This is a genomic window from Saccharopolyspora gloriosae, assembly GCF_022828475.1.
Lineage (GTDB): Bacteria > Actinomycetota > Actinomycetes > Mycobacteriales > Pseudonocardiaceae > Saccharopolyspora_C > Saccharopolyspora_C gloriosae_A.
This window is the reverse complement of sequence record NZ_CP059557.1, coordinates 1670714-1690100: the sequence shown is the minus strand read 5'-3', so window position 1 is coordinate 1690100 and position 19387 is coordinate 1670714. Positions and strand designations below refer to the sequence as shown.

At 69.4% G+C, this 19387-nt stretch carries 18 protein-coding genes and 2 riboswitches; of the genes, 9 read left to right on the top strand and 9 right to left on the bottom strand.

Annotated features, from left to right (window positions below; genetic code table 11):
• Nucleotides 1-30: 30 nt before the first annotated feature.
• Entirely contained in the window at nucleotides 31-1617 is a 1587-nt protein-coding gene (locus H2Q94_RS07315) for a long-chain-fatty-acid--CoA ligase (protein WP_243793478.1), read from the bottom strand.
• 219 nt (nucleotides 1618-1836) lie between these two features.
• Here H2Q94_RS07315 and H2Q94_RS07310 point away from each other — a divergent pair, with 219 nt between their 5' ends.
• The 5 genes from H2Q94_RS07310 to H2Q94_RS07290 all read left to right on the top strand — a co-directional run bounded on the left by H2Q94_RS07310 (nucleotide 1837) and on the right by H2Q94_RS07290 (nucleotide 7767).
• Nucleotides 1837-2508: a TetR/AcrR family transcriptional regulator gene (locus tag H2Q94_RS07310; RefSeq protein WP_243793476.1), complete on the top strand. Its 672-nt coding sequence runs from the start codon at nucleotides 1837-1839 to the stop codon at nucleotides 2506-2508.
• Nucleotides 2509-2594: 86 nt separating this feature from the next.
• Nucleotides 2595-2721, top strand: a riboswitch (glycine riboswitch).
• A riboswitch (glycine riboswitch) is annotated at nucleotides 2722-2818 on the top strand. It abuts the riboswitch before it with no gap.
• 117 nt (nucleotides 2819-2935) lie between these two features.
• Entirely contained in the window at nucleotides 2936-4051 is a 1116-nt protein-coding gene (gene gcvT, locus H2Q94_RS07305; RefSeq protein WP_243793474.1) for a glycine cleavage system aminomethyltransferase GcvT, read from the top strand.
• Nucleotides 4052-4142: 91 nt separating this feature from the next.
• Nucleotides 4143-5423, top strand: coding sequence for a serine hydroxymethyltransferase (glyA, locus tag H2Q94_RS07300; RefSeq protein WP_243793463.1), 1281 nt, complete (start codon nucleotides 4143-4145; stop codon nucleotides 5421-5423).
• A 296-nt stretch (nucleotides 5424-5719) separates the two neighbouring features.
• Complete coding sequence (locus tag H2Q94_RS07295) at nucleotides 5720-7102, top strand: amino acid permease (RefSeq protein ID WP_243793462.1); 1383 nt, start codon at nucleotides 5720-5722, stop codon at nucleotides 7100-7102.
• A 131-nt stretch (nucleotides 7103-7233) separates the two neighbouring features.
• Complete coding sequence (locus tag H2Q94_RS07290) at nucleotides 7234-7767, top strand: hypothetical protein (RefSeq protein ID WP_243793461.1); 534 nt, start codon at nucleotides 7234-7236, stop codon at nucleotides 7765-7767.
• Between the two features lie 21 nt (nucleotides 7768-7788).
• Here the strand turns inward: H2Q94_RS07290 and H2Q94_RS07285 are convergent, their stop codons facing one another.
• Nucleotides 7789-8220: a nitroreductase family deazaflavin-dependent oxidoreductase gene (locus H2Q94_RS07285; RefSeq protein ID WP_243793460.1), complete on the bottom strand. Its 432-nt coding sequence runs from the start codon at nucleotides 8218-8220 to the stop codon at nucleotides 7789-7791.
• A gap of 526 nt (nucleotides 8221-8746) precedes the next feature.
• On the opposite strand from H2Q94_RS07285, the gene H2Q94_RS07280 reads away from it, so the two are divergent.
• Entirely contained in the window at nucleotides 8747-9691 is a 945-nt protein-coding gene (locus H2Q94_RS07280; RefSeq protein ID WP_243793456.1) for an AraC family transcriptional regulator, read from the top strand.
• Between the two features lie 15 nt (nucleotides 9692-9706).
• On the opposite strand, the gene H2Q94_RS07275 is transcribed toward H2Q94_RS07280, so the two are convergent.
• The 3 genes from H2Q94_RS07275 to H2Q94_RS07265 all read right to left on the bottom strand — a co-directional run bounded on the left by H2Q94_RS07275 (nucleotide 9707) and on the right by H2Q94_RS07265 (nucleotide 12771).
• A complete protein-coding gene (locus H2Q94_RS07275; protein WP_243793455.1) occupies nucleotides 9707-10384 on the bottom strand; it encodes a DedA family protein in 678 nt (225 codons plus the stop codon).
• Nucleotides 10385-10594: 210 nt separating this feature from the next.
• A complete protein-coding gene (dacB, locus tag H2Q94_RS07270) occupies nucleotides 10595-12160 on the bottom strand; it encodes a D-alanyl-D-alanine carboxypeptidase/D-alanyl-D-alanine endopeptidase (RefSeq protein WP_243793454.1) in 1566 nt (521 codons plus the stop codon).
• Nucleotides 12161-12264: 104 nt separating this feature from the next.
• On the bottom strand, nucleotides 12265-12771 hold the full coding sequence (locus tag H2Q94_RS07265; RefSeq protein WP_243793453.1) for a MarR family winged helix-turn-helix transcriptional regulator: 507 nt from the start codon (nucleotides 12769-12771) through the stop codon (nucleotides 12265-12267).
• 183 nt (nucleotides 12772-12954) lie between these two features.
• On the opposite strand from H2Q94_RS07265, the gene H2Q94_RS07260 reads away from it, so the two are divergent.
• Nucleotides 12955-14298 carry an FAD-dependent oxidoreductase gene (locus H2Q94_RS07260; RefSeq protein WP_243793452.1) on the top strand — a complete coding sequence of 448 codons (1344 nt, stop codon included), beginning with the start codon at nucleotides 12955-12957 and terminating at the stop codon, nucleotides 14296-14298.
• A gap of 8 nt (nucleotides 14299-14306) precedes the next feature.
• On the top strand, nucleotides 14307-14975 hold the full coding sequence (locus H2Q94_RS07255; RefSeq protein WP_243793450.1) for an SDR family oxidoreductase: 669 nt from the start codon (nucleotides 14307-14309) through the stop codon (nucleotides 14973-14975).
• Between the two features lie 183 nt (nucleotides 14976-15158).
• Here the strand turns inward: H2Q94_RS07255 and tesB are convergent, their stop codons facing one another.
• On the bottom strand, nucleotides 15159-16103 hold the full coding sequence (gene tesB, locus H2Q94_RS07250) for an acyl-CoA thioesterase II (protein ID WP_243793448.1): 945 nt from the start codon (nucleotides 16101-16103) through the stop codon (nucleotides 15159-15161).
• 104 nt (nucleotides 16104-16207) lie between these two features.
• Nucleotides 16208-17629 (bottom strand): pyruvate kinase, encoded by a 1422-nt coding sequence (pyk, locus tag H2Q94_RS07245; RefSeq protein ID WP_243793445.1) that lies wholly within the window; start codon nucleotides 17627-17629, stop codon nucleotides 16208-16210.
• A 75-nt stretch (nucleotides 17630-17704) separates the two neighbouring features.
• Here pyk and H2Q94_RS07240 point away from each other — a divergent pair, with 75 nt between their 5' ends.
• A complete protein-coding gene (locus tag H2Q94_RS07240; RefSeq protein ID WP_243793438.1) occupies nucleotides 17705-18073 on the top strand; it encodes a VanZ family protein in 369 nt (122 codons plus the stop codon).
• Here H2Q94_RS07240 and H2Q94_RS07235 read toward each other — a convergent pair.
• Complete coding sequence (locus H2Q94_RS07235) at nucleotides 18024-18701, bottom strand: DUF2461 domain-containing protein (RefSeq protein ID WP_243793435.1); 678 nt, start codon at nucleotides 18699-18701, stop codon at nucleotides 18024-18026. The two genes, H2Q94_RS07240 and H2Q94_RS07235, sit on opposite strands and share 50 nt — an antisense overlap.
• A gap of 24 nt (nucleotides 18702-18725) precedes the next feature.
• The gene (locus H2Q94_RS07230; RefSeq protein ID WP_243793433.1) at nucleotides 18726-19313 is read right to left on the bottom strand and encodes a DinB family protein; all 588 of its coding nucleotides are present in this window, start codon (nucleotides 19311-19313) and stop codon (nucleotides 18726-18728) included.
• Nucleotides 19314-19387: the final 74 nt, after the last annotated feature.

The following is a 19387-nucleotide window of genomic DNA, read 5'->3' as shown; positions in this document are numbered from 1 at the left end:
GGCGGGCGAGCCGCCCGCCTGCCCGGGTGATCAGGTCGAAGCGATGCGGGAGCGCAGCTCGCGCTTGAGGACCTTGTGGCTGGGACCCAGCGGGAGCTCGTCGACGAACACCACGCGGCGCGGGTACTTGTGGTGCGCGGTCTGCTCCGCGGACCAGGCGATGATCGCCTTGCCCAGCGCCTCGTCGGGATCCTCGCCGCGTTCCGGCACGACGACGGCGCAGACCTCCTCGCCGCGTCCCGGATCGGGCAGGCCGATCACCGCGCACTGGGCCACCGCGGGATGCCTGATCAGCAGCTCCTCCACCTCGCGCGGGTAGATGTTGTAGCCGTTGCGGATGATCAGGTCCTTCTTGCGGTCCACGATGGACAGATAGCCTTCGGCGTCCTTGACGCCCATGTCGCCGGTGCGGAACCAGCCGTCGACGACGGCCGCCGCGGTCGCCTCCGGGTCGTCCAGGTAGCCGGCGAACACGTTGTGGCCGCGCACCACGACCTCGCCGGTCTCGCCCGCGGGCAGCAGCTCGACACGGTCCTCGACGGACGGTTCGGCGACTTCGACGTCGATGCCCCACAGCGCGTGTCCGACGGTGCCCGCGCGCGGGCCGAACGCGGGCTGGTTCACCGTCGCCGTCGGCGAAGTCTCCGACAGCCCGTAGCCCTCGTGGATCGGGGCGCCGAAGCGCCGCTGGAACCGCTCCAGCACCGCGACCGGCAGCGCCGCGCCGCCGGAGACGCACATCCGCAGGCTCGGCACCTCGGCGTCCTCGCCCGCGGCCTCCAGCATCCGGATGTACATGGTGGGCACGCCGTTGAGCTGGGTGATCCGGTGAGCCCGGATGAGCGCCAGCGCCTCCGCCGGGTCGAACTTCGGCTGCAGCACCAGCGTGGCGCCCGCGCGGAACGTGGTGTTCAGCGAGACCGTCTGGCCGAACACGTGGAACAGCGGCAGGCAGCCCAGCACCAGGTCCTCGGTCCGGGTGTCGTTGGCGTCGAACGCGTTCACCGTCGCGTTCATGACCAGGTTGAGGTGGGTGAGCACCGCGCCCTTGGGGCGGCCGGTGGTGCCGCTGGTGTAGAAGATGACCGCCGGATCCTCCGGGGAACGCGTCTCGAACGCGCGCACCGGTTCGGCCGCGGCCGCCTCCGCCGACAGCGACGGCGGCGCGTCCGGACCCGAGCCGCCGGGGCCGACCGACACCACCGGGATGCCCGCTCGCCGCGCCGACTCGGCGGCCAGCGACAGCTGGCTCGTGTGCCCGACGACGAGCTTCGCGCCCGAGTTGCGCAGCAGGTACGCCGCCTCGTCCGGGACCAGCAGCAACGGCACCGGAACCACGACGGCGCCCGCGGTGAGCACCGCGTAGTAGGCGCGCACGAAATCGATGACGTTGGGAGCGACGATCGCCACCCGGTCCCCCGGCTCGACGCCGCGGTCGCGCAGTGCCGCGGCGTGCGCGCGGACCTGTTCCCACAGTTCGCCGTAGTCGACCTGCTCGCCGCCTTCGATGACCGCGGTCGCGCGTGGCGTGATGCGGGCGGGTTCGGCGAGCACCGACACCAGCGACAGCGTGGTCTGCGGCCGGGCCGGGGCCGGGGACTCGTCGTCGTTGACCATCGTCCACCTCCGTGATGACGTCGCCCAACGCCGATCGGGAACCACGTCCGCCGATGGACACCAGACGACTAACGTCGTTAGTTTCGGACTCTAGGACCACCCCGCGGACCACGGCAAGACCGCCGCGTCGGACACTGTGCGGAGTCATCGCAGGGCAATCGGCCGACCACGGTGCGGCAACGGACCGGCCTACGTGGACCAGGCAGGCAGGAGCGCGGCATGGGCAGGCCGAAGAGCCCTCAGCTCACACCGGATCGCATCCGCGAACACGCCTTGGTGATCATCGACACGCACGGCCTGGAAGCGCTGTCCATGCGCAAACTCGCCGAAGCGCTCGGTGTTCGCGCCGCGTCGCTGTACAACCACGTCGCGACGAAAGAGGCCCTGCTGCACGACGTCGCCAACGACGTGATGGCCACCGTCGACACCACCGGCTTCAGCACCGACTGGCGCACCGGCCTGGTCCGCTGGGCGCGCTCCTACCGCGCCGCGCTGGCCGCGCACCCGAACCTGGTGCCGTTCATGGCCTCCGGACCCGCCCGCCGCGAGACCTCGCTGAGCCGCGCCGACGCCGTGCACGGCGGCCTGACCAGCGCGGGCTGGCCGCCCCGGTACGCCACGATGATCGGAGCCTCCACCAAGTACCTGGTGGTCGGTTCCGCGATGGGCTCGTTCGCAGGCGGTTTCGTCGACGACGCCGGGATCTACGACGAACGGTTCCCGCACCTGCGCAACGCCCACCTGCTGCGCGAACACGCCGCGGAGATCGACGACGACAGCTTCGAACTCGCACTGCGAGCACTGGTGGACGGCCTGCAAGCGCAGTTCGAGCAGGTCACGGAATCGTCCGCGGAGCACGCCGAGGGCCGGCAGGCCGACTCCGGAGGGTGACGGGATCACGCTCACGTTCGATTGACTGCGAACTGTGATCTCCGTAGCGTTTCGGACCACAACAGAAGACGAGACATCAACGCCGACGACGTCGTGCGGGAGAGTCTGTGCCCCGCCAGGAGCCCCTGGTCCGTGCAGGATGCGATTCCTGGGTGCAGCGCCGAAGGAGCAATCTCCCCATCAAACTCTCAGGCCCCGCACCGCACGACACCAGGCGATCACGGAGAAAAGCAGGGACTCGTGTCCCTCGCCCAAGGTGCAAACCGCCGACGAGCGGTGAAACTCTCAGGCCAATGACTCCGGGGAGACCGGCCAGCGCACGCCCGCGCCCGTCGCCGTCGAGGGACCCCGGATATGGTTTCTGCTGGAAGTGGCCGCAACCGGTCCCTCGGACGTGATCGGTGCCCATGAGGAGGAGTTCCGCACCATGACGTCGTCGTCCCCCTCCCTGCGAGAAACACCGCTCGGAGAGATCCATGCGTCCCTGGGCGCCCACTTCACCGAGTTCGCCGGTTGGCGGATGCCGGTCCGCTACACCGGGGACACCGCGGAGCACCAGGCCGTGCGCACCGCCGCGGGCCTGTTCGACCTCTCGCACATGGGCGAGATCCGCATCAGCGGACCGCAGGCCGCCGAGGCGCTCGACTACGCGCTCGTCACGAAGTCCTCGGGAATCACCGAAGGCCGCGCCCGCTACACCATGCTGTGCAACGCCGAAGGCGGCGTGCTCGACGACCTCATCGTCTACCGGCTCGGCGAGCACGAATATCTGGTGGTCGCCAACGCCGCCAACGCCGCCGTGGTCTCCGCCGAGCTCGCCGACCGGGTCTCCGGGTTCGACGCGACTCACCAGGACGTCTCCGACGACTACGCGCTGATCGCCGTGCAAGGCCCGAAAGCCGTGGAGATCCTGGCACCGCTGACCGCGACCGACCTGTCCGGCGTCAAGTACTTCGCCGGATACCCCAGCGAGGTCGCGGGCGCCGACGTGCTGCTGGCGCGCACCGGCTACACCGGCGAGGACGGTTTCGAACTGTTCACCTCGCCCGCCGACGCACCGGCCGTGTGGCGGGCGCTGACCGACTCCGGCGCCGCGCACGGCCTCATCCCCGCCGGATTGTCCTGCCGGGACACGCTGCGGCTGGAAGCGGGCATGCCGCTGTACGGCAACGAGCTCTCCGCGTCCCTGACGCCGTTCCACGCGAACCTCGGCCGCGTCGTGAAGCTGGACAAGCCCGGTGACTTCGTCGGCAAGGAGGCGTTGGCGAAGGTCGCGCAGGCGCCGACGGAACGCACCCTCGTGGGTCTGCGCACCGACGCCCGCCGCGCCCCCAGGCACGGTTACCGCGTGCTCGACACCGACGGCGCCGAGATCGGCGAAGTGACCAGCGGGGCACCATCGCCGACGCTGGGCCACCCGATCGCGATGGCCTACGTGGACCGCGCGCACAGCGCGATCGGCACCGCGCTGCAGGTCGACATCCGCGGCAAGTCGATCGACGTGGAAGTCGTCGAGACCCCGTTCTACCGCCGGTCCGCCTGAGACCGCACCGCCCGCGGGCACCACGAACCTCGAAAGGACCGCCCGGACCCTTTCCGGCGCAGCCCAGATCGAACACAGGAGGCAATTGCTCATGTCGACACCGGACCTGTTCAACGACCAGCTTTCGGCCGTGGATCCGGAGGTGGCCAGTGCTGTGGGCGCTGAGCTCGGCCGTCAGCAGAACACGCTGGAGATGATCGCGTCGGAGAACTTCGCGCCGCAGGCCGTGTTGCAGGCGCAGGGTTCGGTGTTGACGAACAAGTACGCCGAGGGCTACCCCGGCAAGCGCTACTACGGCGGCTGCGAGCACGTCGACGTCGTCGAGCAGCTCGCGATCGACCGGGTCAAAGAACTGTTCGGAGCATCGTTCGCGAACGTGCAGCCGCACTCGGGCGCGCAGGCCAACGCCGCGGCGATGCACGCGCTGCTCAAGCCGGGCGACACCATCATGGGCCTGGACCTCGCCCACGGCGGGCACCTCACGCACGGCATGAAAATCAACTTCTCCGGCAAGCTCTACAACGTGGTGCCCTACCACGTCCGCGAAGACGACCACCGCGTCGACATGGACGAAGTCGCCCGCCTCGCCCGCGAGAACCGCCCCCAGCTGATCGTCGCGGGCTGGTCGGCCTACCCGCGCCAGCTCGACTTCGCCCGCTTCCGCGAGATCGCCGACGAAGTCGGCGCCTACCTCATGGTCGACATGGCCCACTTCGCCGGACTCGTCGCCGCCGGCCTGCACCCCTCACCGCTGCCCCACGCCCACGTGGTCACCACCACCACGCACAAAACCCTCGGCGGCCCCCGCGGCGGCGTGATCCTGTCCACCAGCGACGAATTCGCGAAGAAGTTCAACTCCGCGGTGTTCCCCGGCCAGCAGGGCGGCCCCCTCGAACACGTCATCGCAGGCAAAGCAGTCCTGTTCAAGATCGCCCAGACCCCCGAGTTCGCCGACCGCCAGCGCCGCACCGTCGAAGGCGCCCGCATCCTCGCCGAACGACTCCTCGCCGACGACACCGCCCAAGCAGGCGTGTCCCTGGTCTCCGGCGGCACCGACGTCCACCTCGTGCTCGTCGACCTCCGCAACTCCGAACTCGACGGCAAACAAGCCGAAGACCGCCTCCACGACATCGGCATCACCGTCAACCGCAACGCCGTCCCCAACGACCCCCGGCCCCCGATGGTCACCTCCGGCCTGCGCATCGGCACCCCCGCCCTGGCCACCCGCGGTTTCGGCACCACCGAATTCACCGAAGTCGCCGACATCATCGCCCAAGCGCTCCACCCCACCTACAACACCGAAACGGCGGACAAACTCCGCACGCGCGTGGAAGCACTCGCCACCGCGCTGCCGCTGTACCCGAACCTGTGATGATCCGCTGAGGGAATAACTTCCCTCGATCATGTTTCAAGCCGAACGCCGCATTCCCGATTTGTCCGGGAATGCGGCGTTCGTGTTTCACCACGGCGCGTTCGTATCCTCCGTGTAACAATTCCTCGGGTAATCATCGCAGGTCAGCGGATCATCAATCGCGATCACATGCGCATCGTCGACTTTTAGGCCGAGAATCGTCCTGAGCCCGTACCTACCCTGCTGGGATCGTCTCGATCCGGCGTGGCACAGTACCGGTCCAACCGAATACCTCTTCTCTCTGCAGGAGCACGGCGATGAGCGAACCCGCCCCCGAGGAATACCGCAAGGAACTGAGCAACCGGCACATCAACATGATCGCCCTCGGCGGGGCGATCGGCGTCGGTCTGTTCCTCGGCTCCGGCAAGGCCCTCAATCAGGTCGGCCCCGGCCTGATGCTGATCTACGCCATCGCCGGGGTGATGATCTTCTTCGTGATGCGCGCCCTCGGCGAACTGCTGATGTACCGCCCCGTCAGCGGCTCCTTCGCGGAGTACGCCGGCGAGTTCATCGGCCCCTGGGCCAAGTTCGCCACCGGCTGGGGCTACTGGCTCGTGTGGATCGTGACCGGCATGGCCGAGATCACCGCCGTCGGCGAATACTTCCAGTTCTGGTTCCCCGAACTGCCGCAGTGGATCCCGGCGCTCGGCGCGCTCATCGTGCTCAGCGGGGTCAACCTGATCGCGGTGAAGCTGTTCGGCGAGTTCGAGTTCTGGTTCGCGCTGATCAAGGTCGTGGCGATCGTGTCGATGATCGTGCTCGTGGCGCTGATCCTCATCTTCGGGTTCAGCGAAGCCGGCGACACCGCCGCGGTGAGCAACATCTGGTCGCAGGGCGGCTTCTTCCCCAATGGCCCCACCTCCGCGCTGCTGGCGTTCCAGATCGTCATGTTCGCGTTCATCGGCGTCGAGATGGTCGGGCAGACCGCCAGCGAGAGCAAAAACCCGAAGCAGGTGCTGCCGAAGGCCATCAACGCCGTGATGCTGCGGATCCTGATCTTCTACGTCGGTGCGCTGGCCGCGCTGACCGCGCTGGTGCCGTGGACCAGCTTCAGCCCCGACGGCAGCCCGTTCGTGCAAGCGTTCGCCCTGATCGGCATCCCCGCCGCCGCCGGAATCATCAACTTCGTGGTGATCACCGCCGCGCTGTCGTCCTGCAACAGCGGCATCTTCTCCACCGGCCGCATGCTGCGCACCCTGTCCGAGGACGGGCACGCCCCGAACGCGGTCGGCAGGCTCTCCGCTCGGGCGGTGCCGTCGCGCGCCATCGCCGTCACCTTCGGCGCGATGCTCATCGGTGTTGTGCTCAACTACGTGGCACCGGAGGAAGCGTTCACCTACATCACCAGTGCCAGCACCGTCGGTGCCCTGTTCACCTGGGGCATGATCGTGATCGCGCACCTCGGGTTCCGCCGCAAGGTCGCCCGCGGTGAAATCCAGGCCACCACGTTCCGGATGCCGTGGGCTCCGTACTCGAACTACGTGGTGCTGGCGTTCCTCGCCATGGTCGTGGTGCTGCTGGCCTTCGACTCCGACACGGTCATCGCGCTCTACATCACCCCGGTCCTCGTCATCGCCCTCGGCATCGGCTACGTCGTCTCCCGGCGGCGTTCCACGGAGCGGGAATCCGCGCGCATCTGATGTGAATTTCCCGCTCGCCCGCCGCACGGGCGAGCGGGACGTGCGGAAACCGGACCGCCGACGAACGCCTGATTCCGGTTGGGCCGAGTGCCGGGTTCATTCCCCCCACCGGCCGGGGCAAGATCTTCGGCATGCACCCGGCCCCCCGCGTGCTGGTGATCAGCCGGAGCACGCAGCAAGAACGCAGCATCCAGCGGGACGGCCTGCTCGTCGTGCTCACCCAGATCGCCAACGCGGTGGCCTGCGCCGCGGCGGCGGTGCTGTGGTGGTCGTGGACGGCCGGGTCGTCCCGCTGGCTCGTGCTGATCCCCGTGACCGCCGCCGTGTACAGCTGCTACGTCGCCCGCGCCCAGTTGCGCTGGCGGCGCATCAACCGGGACATGCTGAACCTGCAACTGGCGCTCACCGACCTCGGCGTCACCTACGCCTCGGCCGCGGGCACCTACTCCGCTCCGTGGTCCGCGGTGCGGCAAGTGCGACTGCGCAGCCACCACGCCGGTTCGCCGTACCTGGTGATCGACGTGGAGGGCTGGGGCGGGCCGCTCGGCGAATGCGCGGGCGCGGACCGGCTGGCGCTGACTCTCAACGGCACCGGCCTGCTGCCCCGGGAGGTGAGCCGCGCGGTGCACCAACTCAGCGGCGGCCAGGTCACCACCCGGAACTGACGGGCACGGGCAGCGGCGCGATCAGGCGCGTTCGAGTTCGACGACCGGGATGGTGCGCTCGGTTCTGCGCTGGTAGTCGCCGAACTGGGAGGCCACCGCCACCTGCCTGGCGTAGACCTCGTTCCGCTCCTGGCCGGTGAGCACCCGGGCGACGACGTCGTAGGTCTCAGCGCCGGTCTCCACGCGAGTCCGCGGGTTCGCCACCAGGTTGTGGTACCAGGCCGGGTTCTCATCCGCCCCGCCCTTGCTGGCGAAGATGAAGATCCGATCGCCCTCGACCAGCGGCACCAACGGGGAGATCCGCTCCGTACCGGACTTGGCGCCCACGTGGTGCACCAGCACCAGCGGGAAACCGTCGAACATGCCGCCGACCCGGCCACCTCGCTCGCGGAACTCGGCGATGACCTTCCGGTTCATCTCGTTGAAGTCGTTCAGGTCGAACGATTCAGTCATGGGTTTCCTCTTCCCGTGGTTCGTAGCACCGGACGCGGTACCACCGGGTGGCCGTTCGTGCATCGCGTCGAACTCGCACGTCTCGCTGACCAGGTGCGCGCCCCACTTGCGGAGCCATGCGGCCACCTGCGGCTTCCCAGGTGCGCATCGAGGTCGGCCTGGCTGCGGCACCGCTCCGGCACCCGCATGGTGCCCTGCTCCGCGTCGTCCATGGCGAAAGACAGGAACAGGGTCCCCACCTCCGCGCGGCCGTCGGAGAAGATCGCGCGCTCCGGCGACGAACTCCCGCACGTCGGCGGGGTCGAACTGCGCGCGGCCTGCGACGGTGATCATTTCGACGGATTCCTCAGAACGGCACTTCCGCGTCCGGCAGATGACTGCCGCCAGACTAAGTCGCATCCGGCGAACCGGACGATGCGTGATCGGCGCATCGACATACCCGTATGTCGCACCGGCGGCGCACATGCGCATCGACCGATTCCTCCGCCGATGTACTCGGCACGCTGCGGCGGCTACCGTTGCCGGCATGGATCTGCTCGCCGACGTGCTCTCCCGCACCGGGGTCCGCGGCAGCGTGGGAGCACGGATCATCGCCGGGCAGGAATGGGGCCTCGCGTCGACCTGCACCACCGGCGCCGGCTTCTACGCCGTCACCGCAGGCACCGCGTGGCTGAGCGTCCCCGGACGATCTCCGCGACAGCTGATCTCCGGCGACGTCGTGCTGCTGCCGAACGGTAGCGAGCACACCCTGAGCAGCGCACCCGACGCCGAGGTGACCGTCCACGGCTGCCCCGCCGCCGAGCGGGCCGAAGCCGAAGGCGACGTGCGGCGCCTCGGGACGGGTGCGGCCCAGACGCACATGCTCGGCGCCTCCTTCGTCTCCGACGCCGCCTCCTCCACCCAGGTCCTCGCCGCCCTGCCGGACCTCGTCCACGTGCACGCCGAGCACTGCGGCGAACTCGACGACACGATCCGGCTGCTGTCCCGCGAACTCGCGCGCCCCAAGATCGCCGCGGCCGTTGTGCTCGACCGCCTCATCGACATCCTGCTCATCCAGCTGCTGCGGGCCTGGCTCGACGAGAACCCACCGGAAGTCTCGGGCACCTGGCTCGGCGTGCTCTGCGACCCGGTCGTGCGAGATGCCATGACCGCGCTGCACCAGGACCCCGCCCGGCCGTGGACGACGGAGGTGCTCGCGGCACAGGTCGCGGTCTCCCGCGCCACGCTCACCCGGAGGTTCCTGCTGACCGTGGGAGAAGCGCCGGGCAGCTACCTCACGCGCTGGCGGATGGATCTCGCCGCGACCCGGCTGCGGGACACCGACGACACCCTCGAAACGATCGCGCGATCCGTCGGCTACACCTCGGTGTACGCGTTCAGCCGCGCCTTCAGCCGCACCCGGGGCCGCGCGCCCGGCCGCTACCGGATCGACGCCCGCGCCCGGGCCACACCGGACCACGCAGCTCGCTGAACGAGCACCGCAGGTTCAGGCCGCGCGCTCGGCGTCCACCCGCTCCGATTCCTCGACCGGCTCGACGTCCTGCGCGGCCGTCGTCTTGCGGGAACGCCGACGCCACAACCACACACCGACGCCGATGACGACCAGCGCGCCCAGCACGATCCCGCCCGCGCGGCCGAGCACATGCTCGATGTACTTCGCGGACGCGCCCGCCGCCCAGCCGATCCCGACGTGCAGCATCGACCAGGTCGTCGCGCCGACGATCGAAGTCACCAGAAAACGCCAATAACCGAGCCCGCTGGTCCCCGCCGAGACCGGCACCAACGTGCGCACCACCGGCAGGAAACGAGCGACGAAGACCGCACCGATCCCGTACTTGCGCAACATCCGGCACGCCCGATCCCAATGCCGAACGCCGAGCTTCGCCACCATTCGTGTTTCCCGGACCCGCGCGCCATAACGTCGTCCCAGGAAAAAGCCGACGTTGTCACCGACAACCGCGCACAAGGCCACGGTGAGTGACAAGCCGAAGAAAAAGCCGATATCGGTCACCGCCGCCGAGGCGACCAGCAGACCGCTCTCGCCCGGCACCAGGAAACCCAGGCCGATCGTGCACTCGCCGAGCACAAGAGCACCGGTGACCAGGATCAACAGCGGCCTCGGGAGCCCGGCGACCATGGCCAGGAAATCGCTGACGAAGGACACGTGGAACTCCCCAGTTCACCTATGTGTACGGGATGGTCGACCAACGGATGCCACGTTAGCTGCCTCGACCCTACGGCAACCCGGGCATGACCCCCGCCACCCCCTGAGCGGCCCCCGATGACGAATAGGGAAACCCCCCCATTTCACGATCTTTGCCGCACAGCACCGCTTTCCACGGTTATCGGCGCATATCCGGCAATGCGATCAGCTTCAGCAGGACTTCGTCCAAGAACACTCCAGTCCCGATTCCCCGCTCACTTCTGCGGTGTTCTGCCTGGGCACGGCCGGAATTCCGCGCGGGCGTCCGGCCGCACCCGAGTACTCGGCCAGCCGCACCGCGATCGCATCCTCCAGATCATTCGGCGAATCGCTCAGGAAGTCGTTGAACATCACCGCGAACACCAGTGGCCGCCCGTTCGCGGCCGTCACGTACCCGGACAGCGTGGTGACACCGGTGATCGAACCGGTCTTGGCGTGCACGTTGCCCGCCGCCGCCGTGCCCGCCATCCGGTTGCGCAACGTGCCCCCGACGAAACGATCCGGGTTCGCCGCCACCGGCAACGCCGCGTGGAAGTCCGCGAACCACGGCCGCTGCCGCACGTTGTCCAGCAACAACGCCAATCTGCCCGGGGACACCGCGTCCATCGACGACAGCCCGGAACCGTCGACGAGCCGCAGCGTCGCCGGATCCACTCCGAGCCCCGCGAGCCGATCGGCCAGCACCTCGACGCCCGCCGGCCACGAGCCCTCGCCACGGGCCTGCCTGCCCATCGCCTTCGTCAACACCTCCGCGTGGCCGTTGTTGCTCAGCTTCAGGAACGGCACCAGCAGCTCGCGCAGCGGCATCGACTCGTGCTCCGCGATCGTGCGCGCACCCTCCGGCACCGTCCCGGATCCGGTACCGGCGACGTGCACGCCGTGGGCGCGCAATGCGCGGGCGAACACGTCCGCCGCGTAAGCGCTGGGGTCGGGTACGGAGGTGAACTCCTCCACCGGCTCGGCGTCCTCCGGCACCGAGCCGGACACGACCACCCGGTCCCCGCCGTGTTCCCGCGTCACCGACAAAGTCGACGCCGAACCGGGCTCGCCGGTGGTGGCCCGGACGTCGACGCGCACCGCGTCCGTCGCGGGCTCCGAGTCGACCCGCACAGGCGTCCCCGCCGCCGTGGGCGATACGCGCAGCAGGACGGTGCCCGCGTCGAAATCCGTGTTCGGCGCGACCGTCAGCGCCGAGACCGGGGCCGCGTAGTGGTACGGCTCGTCGTCCCAGGCCCAGCCGGTGCCCAGCGGCACATCGTCGAACCAGCTGTCGTCGGTCAGCAACCTGCCCTGCACCGAGCGGACCCCGGAGGCCGCGACCTGTTCGGCCAGCCGGTCGTAATCGGCGGCCAGCGTCGTCGGATCACCCGTGCCGCGCAGGTACAGGTCGCCGAGCAGCAGCGGTCCCGCCGAGGGAGCCGTGGCCCGGACCTCCGTCCGGAACCGGTGGTCCGGGCCGAGCTGCTCCAACGCGGCCGCGGCGGTGAACAGCTTCGCCGTCGAGGCCGGGGTCGCCCGCGCCTCCGGCTGCCTGCTGTAGAGCAGCTCGTCGGTCTCCGGATCCCGCACCACCACACCGGCGTGCGAACCGGCCAGGCGCGGATCGGCCAGGATCTCGTCCAGGTCGACCCGCAGCGCATCGGATCCGGTCGGGGCCGCCACCACCGGCGCGGACGCCACCGGGCCTGCGATGACACCGAGCAGGATCAGGACGAATACCGGTACCCAGCGACGCATCGCGCCCCCTCGTGGCGGGAAGGAAACGTCCGGGCGGGTGAACGCGTCGCCCGTACCAGGCGAAACCTAGACAACCGCCCGTGCCCGGTCAACGACCGGGCGGGTCAACGCGGCCCGGCATCGGGGCCATGTTCCGCGAGCACCGCATCCCCTCGCCCGGTCTCGGCGTCGAAATCCAGCATGGCCAGGTGCATCTGCCGCAGGAAGCGGTGGATCACGGTGATCTCCGCCGGGTCGAACTCCGCCAGCACCTCCCGGCCGCGGTCGGCCAGCGCGCCGAAGTACTCCGCCGCCACCGAGCGCGCCGATTCCGTCGGCCGTAGGTGCACTTGGCGGCGGTCGGTGCCCTCCCTGCTGCGCCGCACGTGCCGCTTGGACTCCAGCCGGTCGACGATCGCGGTGATCGCGCCGGAGGTGAGCACGAGGTCCTGGCGCAGCACGCGCGGCGTCGCGGGCGCACCCCGCCGCTCCGCGTCCATGATCAGGATCAAGGCGCGCATGTCCGTCGGGTGCATGCCGTGCCTGGCCGCGAACGCCTGCGAGATCCGCTCGCCCTCGACCCCCTGCTGGTGCAAGAGCTCCAACACCTGCTGCTCGATCGGTGACTCCACCGGCCGCCTCCCCTGTGCCCCACAAAAGACCGCCCCGCAAAAGGCGGCGCCGCAAAGACCGCCAACGAAGGCCCGCCTCACGAAAGAGGATCATAACAACGCCAAGTATCTCAATGATTGACATACTTGGCAACCATCATTACCTTGGACCGGAGACGCGGTGCTCGACCACCGCGTCCAGCCATGACCGCAGCGCTCGGACAAGTCGCGCCCACCCGGCGCGGCCACCGGGAGGAACAGCGAGACGAGGTGACCCTCATGCCGGACGAGGCTCGGCAGCGCGACGCACCGCACTGCGCGATCGCAGGCGGCGGGCCGGGCGGCATGGTGCTCGCGTACCTGCTCGCGCTCGCCGGTATCCGGGTGACACTGCTGGAAGCGCGACGGGACTTCCGGCGGGACTTCCGCGGCGACTCGCTGCACCCCTACACACTGGAGCTGATGCAGCGGCTCGGACTGGCCGAGCGGCTGCTGCGGATCGAGCACGGCCGAGCCACCACCTTCCGGTTCCACACCACCTCCGGGACCGTCACGACCGCCGAGTACGGCCGGCTGCGCAGCCCGTTCCCGTACGTCGCGCTGATGCCGCAGGCCCGATTCCTGGACTTCCTCGCGACGGAAGCCTCGGCGCTGCCGAACTTCCGGGTGCTGCTCGGGGCGAAGGTCACCGGGCTGATCGAAGACGCCGACCGGGTCACCGGGGTGCGATACCGGGACGATCAAGACGAGCACCGGCTCGACGCCGACCTGGTCGTCGGTGCGGACGGGCGGTTCTCCCGGCTGCGGCGCCTCACCGGGCTTCCCGCGCACTCGCTGGGGGCGAGCTCGGACATCCTGTGGTTCCGCCTGCCCCGGCACCGCCGCGACCCGCCGACGGCCGACGCCGACCTGTACTTCGGGCCGGGCCACTACGTCTCCACCCTCGGGCACGAGCAGGACTGGCAGGTGGGCTACACCGTGCCGAAGGGCGGCTACCCGGCGGCGAAACGCGCCGGGGTCGCGCCGATCCGCGAGTTCCTCACCGAACGGGTTCCGTGGCTGGCGGACCGGGTCGACGAGCTCACCGACTTCGACCAGATCACCCTGCTGTCCGTGGAGATCGCCCGCGTGGTGCGGTGGCACCGTCCCGGTGCGCTGCTCATCGGCGACGCCGCGCACGTGATCTCGCCGGTGGGCGGCAACGGAATCCTGATGGCGATCCAGGACGCCGTCACCGCCGCCAACGTCCTGATCCCCGCGTTCCGACGAGGCGACCCGCCCGGCGACGACGAACTCGCCGAGGTGCAGCGCCGCCGCGCACCGGCCATCGACCTGGTGCAGCGGCAGCAGGCCCGGACCGAACACCGGGTGGCCGCCGCCCTGGCCGGCGACGGCGACTTCCGGCCGAACCCGCTGATGCGGGCGGCACTGCGGCTGCCTGCAGTGCGGCATCGGGCCGCTCGCGCCAACGCCTACGGCCCCTCCCCGCCCGAACTCGACATGACCTTGCTGGACCCGAACCCCCGAACGGCCCCCGGGCCGATGTGAAGGAGCCGATGACCATGCTGGTGACCGTGCTGGGAACCACCGGGAAGACCGGTCGGCTGATCACGGCGGAACTGCTCGCGCGCGGGCTGCCGGTGCGCGGTGTGGTGCGCCGCCCGGAAGCGCAGGACGTAGTGCGGTCGCAGGGCGCCGAACCGGTACTGGCCGACCTCCGGTCCGCCACCGAACTGCTGGCCGACGCACTGACCGGATCGGACGTCGTGATCAACGCGGCCGCCGCGAGCGACCCGCAACCGGGCCTCGCCGAAGCCGTGGACCGCGACGGCGCGATCAACGCCGTCAACGCCGCGCGGAAGGCCGGCGTGCCCCGGTTCCTCCAGGTGTCCTCGCTGTTCGCGGACCGCCCGGATCAGGGACCGGAGTTCCTCCAGCGGGTATTGCGCGCCAAGCAGGTCTCCGACCAGGCCTTGGTCGATTCCGGCTTGTCCTGGACGATCGTGCGCCCCGGCGGCCTCACCGACGACCCCGGCACCGGCCTCGTCCGCATCGCCGAGCGCCTCGACATCACTCCAGGAATCCCGCGCACGATCCCCCGCGCGGACGTCGCGGCAGTCACGGTCGCCGCGCTCGACGAACCGACCAGCCGGTTCCGGGCCTTCGACCTGACCAGCGGGACCACGTCGATCACCGCGGCGCTGCCCACCACGACAGGCTCATGAGCACCGTCCGCCGCCTCGGGGGCACCGGCCGAACCCGGCCCCGCAAGTGATCGGCGGGGCGGCGTCCGCATTCCTGTCCTCACTCGACGTGGGCGCTGACGCGCATCCAGGCGCGGCCATTCGGCCGCAAAGCAGACTTGCTCCACAGCCGGCAGGAGGACGGAGCTCAGCGGATCTGCCGCGTCAGTCCAGGACGCGGAGCAGGCCTTCCTGGACGACGGTCGCCACCAGCTGCCCGTCCTGCGAGAAGAACCGGCCCGTGGCCAACCCGCGAGCACCCGAAGCGCTCGGGGAGGCGCAGTCGTAGAGCAACCACTCATCGGCGCGGAACGGACGGTGGAACCACATGGCGTGGTCCAGGCTCGCCCCGGAGACCTTGTCCAGCATCCAGTACACGCCGTGGCGCACCAGCACCGAATCCAGCAAGGTCAAGTCGGACGCGAACGCCGCCATGCACACGTGCAGCAGCTTGTCGTCCGGCAAGGTTCCGTCGGCGCGCATCCAGACCTGGCTGCGCGCTTCCCGCTCGGAGTCGTTCTTGCGCACCCACGGCGGGTCGGTGACGTAGCGGACGTCGATGGGACGCGGCTGGTACGGCGTTCCACCCATCTCCGCCAACAGCTCGCCGATCTGTTCGCCGTAACTCGGCAGCGATTCCGGGGCGGGCACGTCCGGCATGGACTCGGCGTGGTCGATGCCGTCCTCGACCAGCTGGAACGAAGCCGACAGCGAGAAGATCGGCTTGCCGTGCTGCACCGCCACGACCCGGCGGGTGGTGAACGACCGTCCGTCTCGGGTGCGATCCACCTCGTAGACGATCGGGACGCTCGGGTCACCGGGGCGGATGAAGTAGGCGTGCAGCGAATGCACCGGCCGGTCCTCCGGCACGGTACGCCCGGCGGCGACGAGCGCCTGCCCGGCGACCTGACCGCCGAAGACCCGCACCGGTGACTCAGCGGGGCTGACCCCGCGGAAAATGTTCTCCTCGATCCGTTCCAAGTCGAGCAGTGCGATCAGCCTGTCCAGCACGGGCTGACCGTGCGGGACTCCGTTGACGTCCAACGGGACCGAGCTGTCGATGTGCAGACCCGCCGGGTCGGCGGCTGCGGCTCGTGCGGCTTCGGTCACTTCTGCTCCTCGGGCGAATCGGGTGGCTCACCGGGCGGGAACTCCTGATGGTTCCCGCCCTCGCCGGTCAACTGTGGACCGACCCACTCCGCACAGCGCACGGATCAGACGTGGTCTTCCTCGCCAAGACGGTGCACCCTGATCAGGTTCGTCGAACCCACGGTGCCCGGCGGGGAACCTGCGACCACAACGACCATGTCGCCACGCTGCGAACGTCCGAGCGAAAGCATCGCCTGATCCACCTGACGGACCATTTGGTCGGTCGTGTCCACTTTAGGCACGAGGAACGTCTCCGTCCCCCAAGTGAGAGCGAGCTGACTACGGACCGATTCCTCCGGCGTGAACGCGAGCAGCGGCAGCCGGGTGTGCAACCGGGCGAGCCGCCGAACGGTGTCGCCGGACTGGCTGAACGCGACCAGCGCCTTCGCGCTGAGCCGCTCCCCGATGTCGCGGGCCGCGTAGGAGATGACGCCGCGCTTGGTGCGCGGCACGTGGCTCAACGCCGGCGGCGTGGGAGAACCGTCCTCCACTGCCTCGACGATGCGCGACATGGTCTGCACCGTCTCGATCGGGTAGTCACCGACGCTCGTCTCGCCGGAGAGCATCACCGCGTCGGTGCCATCGAGCACGGCGTTGGCCACGTCCGAGGTCTCGGCGCGGGTCGGCCGCGAGTTGTGGATCATCGAGTCGAGCATCTGGGTGGCGACGATGACCGGCTTCGCGTTCTCCCGCGCGATCCGGATCGCCTTCTTCTGCACCAAGGGCACATGCTCGAGCGGGAGCTCGACGCCGAGGTCACCGCGGGCGACCATGACGCCGTCGAAGGCCAGCACGATGGCCTCCAGGTTGTCCACCGCTTCGGGCTTCTCCAGCTTCGCGATCACCGGAAGCCGGCGCCCGACGCGGTCCATCACCTGGTGCACCAGGTCGATGTCGGCAGGGCTGCGCACGAACGACAGCGCGATGAAGTCCACGCCGAGCTGCAGTGCGAACTCCAGGTCCGCAATGTCCTTTTCGGACATCGCGGGAACGGAGACGTCCATGCCGGGCATGGACAGGCCCTTGTTGTCGGAAACGGGTCCGCCTTCGACGACGTCGAGCACGACGTCATTGCCCTCGATGGCGGAGACGGTCAGGCCGACCTTGCCGTCGTCGACCAGAACCCGGTCGCCGACCTTGGCATCGGCGGCCAGGCCTTTGTAGGTGGTGGAAACACGATCATGAGTGCCTTGCACGTCGTCGATCGTGATTCGCACGACGTCGCCGGTGTTCCACTCGACGGGACCATCCGCGAACTTGCCGAGGCGGATCTTCGGTCCTTGCAGGTCGCCGAGGATGCCCACGGCACGGCCACTTTCCTTTGCGGCTGTCCGCACCAGGTCGTAAACCTGCTGGTGGTCGCTGTGGCTGCCGTGGCTGAAATTCAACCGGGCGACGTCCATTCCGCTGCTGACGAGCTCGGCCACCTTCTCCGGTGAGGCGGTGGCGGGGCCCATGGTACAAACGATCTTGGCTCGTCGACTCACGTTGTGTCAGCCTAGTCTCTCCGGGCACGCGTCGAATACGCAGCCACCGGGAAACGAACCGATCGGGATCTTGCGGTGCTGAATCATTACAGGCCACGGCCCGGTCAACTGCTCTTCGGGGTGATCTGCGCGATCAGCCTGATCATCTTGTTCACCCCGGACTCAGGGGTTCCCTCGGCTCCGCCGGGCACCGACAAGGTCGTGCACTTCGTGCTGTTCGCCGCGCTGGCCGGTGGCGGGATCGCCGCTCGGATCCCGCTGCTCCCCCTGGCCGCGGGGCTGGTCGGCTACGCGGCGCTGTCCGAGGTGCTGCAGGCGGTGCTGCCGCTGGGCCGCAGCGGCAACGTGCAGGACGCGCTGGTCGACGTGCTCGGCGCCGTGGCGGCGCTGCTGGTCATCGCCGTCGGTCGGACGGTCCTACGTGGTCGGCGCACCACTGGTTGAGTTCGCGCAGCTCCCGCCAGCCCTTGCGGACTCGGCTCACGCAGCCCCGCTCGTGCAGCAGGTCGTCCGGTTCCCAGCGGCGCGCGGCGTAGAGCGTGCGATGCCGCAGCAGCTCCAGCCGCGGGTGATCGGCGGGCACTCCGCGCGGACGGGTGGCGAGGGTGTCACCGGTGATCTCCCAGCGTGAGCCGAGCGCGGCGAGGATCTCGCGCAACCGCTCCCCGTGCACCGGTTCGTCCACCGCCGCGCGGTAGCGCGCGAGCTGATCGGATTCGGTGTGGAAGCAACCGCCCGCGACGAGCATTCCCGCCGCGCCGACCTCGACGTAGTAGGCGCCGCCGCCGCGCCCGGCTTCGATCACGGCGCCGCAATGGGTCTTGTACGGCGACTTGTCCGGGCTGAACCGCACGTCCCGGTGCGGCCGGAACACCTTGCCCTTGCCGCTCGCGCCGCTGGAGTCGACTCCGGCGGCGAACTCCGATTCCAGCTCGGCGAGCAACGCCTCCATCGGAGCGCGCACCTGCTCCCGGTACACGGCGAGCTGATCGCTCCAGTACGCCTTGGAGTTGTCGGCTTCAAGTCCCTCGTAGAACTCGACAGCCCCGTCCCCGAATCCCTCGAACCGCACCGCGGCAGCCTATATCGCCGCTGATCAAGCGCGGGTCGCGCGGGCGGTCCGGTCGAGGCGGTCGTGGTAGTCCAGCCACCACTGCTCGTTCAGCGGCGGAATGTTGGTGTTGTCGGGGCGCCTGCCCGCCGAACCGTCGATGAGTTCGCGGACGATGTCGGCGTGCCCCGCGTGCCGCGCGATCTCGGACAGCATGTGGCACAGGATCCGGTGCAAGGTCATGCCGCCGCGTTCCGCCGGCCACCACGGCACTCGGCCCGTCGCGTCCAGCGGCAACGCTTCGATCGTCTCGTCCGCGTGCGCCCAAGCCCGGTGGTAGAGCCCGATGATCTGCTCCCGCGATTCCTCGGCGGTCGCCCACATGTCGTCGTTCTCGTCGCGGCCGCTCTCGATCCACGGCATCGGCTCCGGGAACGGGCGGTCGAAAACGGCGCCGAAGTAGCCCGCCGTCACGCTCGCGACGTGCTTGATCAGGCCGAGCAGGTTCGTCCCGGTCGGCGTCAGCGGACGCCGGAGGTCGTACTCGGAGAGCCCGTCGAGCTTCCACAGCAGAGCTTCGCGGGCCTCGCGCAGGTACTGGTGGAGGTCATCTTTGGCATCGGTTCCCGTCATGCGCGCAGCTTGGCACCCGGCACCGACGATCCGCTCGCGAATTTCCCCGGCCCGGTCCCGGGCGCGGGGCGATG

What these genes read in the sequence shown, in the direction of transcription:
- H2Q94_RS07315 (WP_243793478.1), bottom strand. Translation starts at nt 1,617, where the DNA reads ATGGTCAACGACGACGAGTCCCCGGCCCCGGCCCGGCCGCAGACCACG.
- H2Q94_RS07310 (WP_243793476.1), top strand. Translation starts at nt 1,837, where the DNA reads ATGGGCAGGCCGAAGAGCCCTCAGCTCACACCGGATCGCATCCGCGAA.
- gcvT (WP_243793474.1), top strand. Translation starts at nt 2,936, where the DNA reads ATGACGTCGTCGTCCCCCTCCCTGCGAGAAACACCGCTCGGAGAGATC.
- glyA (WP_243793463.1), top strand. Translation starts at nt 4,143, where the DNA reads ATGTCGACACCGGACCTGTTCAACGACCAGCTTTCGGCCGTGGATCCG.
- H2Q94_RS07295 (WP_243793462.1), top strand. Translation starts at nt 5,720, where the DNA reads ATGAGCGAACCCGCCCCCGAGGAATACCGCAAGGAACTGAGCAACCGG.
- H2Q94_RS07290 (WP_243793461.1), top strand. Translation starts at nt 7,234, where the DNA reads ATGCACCCGGCCCCCCGCGTGCTGGTGATCAGCCGGAGCACGCAGCAA.
- H2Q94_RS07285 (WP_243793460.1), bottom strand. Translation starts at nt 8,220, where the DNA reads ATGACTGAATCGTTCGACCTGAACGACTTCAACGAGATGAACCGGAAG.
- H2Q94_RS07280 (WP_243793456.1), top strand. Translation starts at nt 8,747, where the DNA reads ATGGATCTGCTCGCCGACGTGCTCTCCCGCACCGGGGTCCGCGGCAGC.
- dacB (WP_243793454.1), bottom strand. Translation starts at nt 12,160, where the DNA reads ATGCGTCGCTGGGTACCGGTATTCGTCCTGATCCTGCTCGGTGTCATC.
- H2Q94_RS07260 (WP_243793452.1), top strand. Translation starts at nt 12,955, where the DNA reads ATGACCGCAGCGCTCGGACAAGTCGCGCCCACCCGGCGCGGCCACCGG.
- H2Q94_RS07255 (WP_243793450.1), top strand. Translation starts at nt 14,307, where the DNA reads ATGACCATGCTGGTGACCGTGCTGGGAACCACCGGGAAGACCGGTCGG.
- H2Q94_RS07230 (WP_243793433.1), bottom strand. Translation starts at nt 19,313, where the DNA reads ATGACGGGAACCGATGCCAAAGATGACCTCCACCAGTACCTGCGCGAG.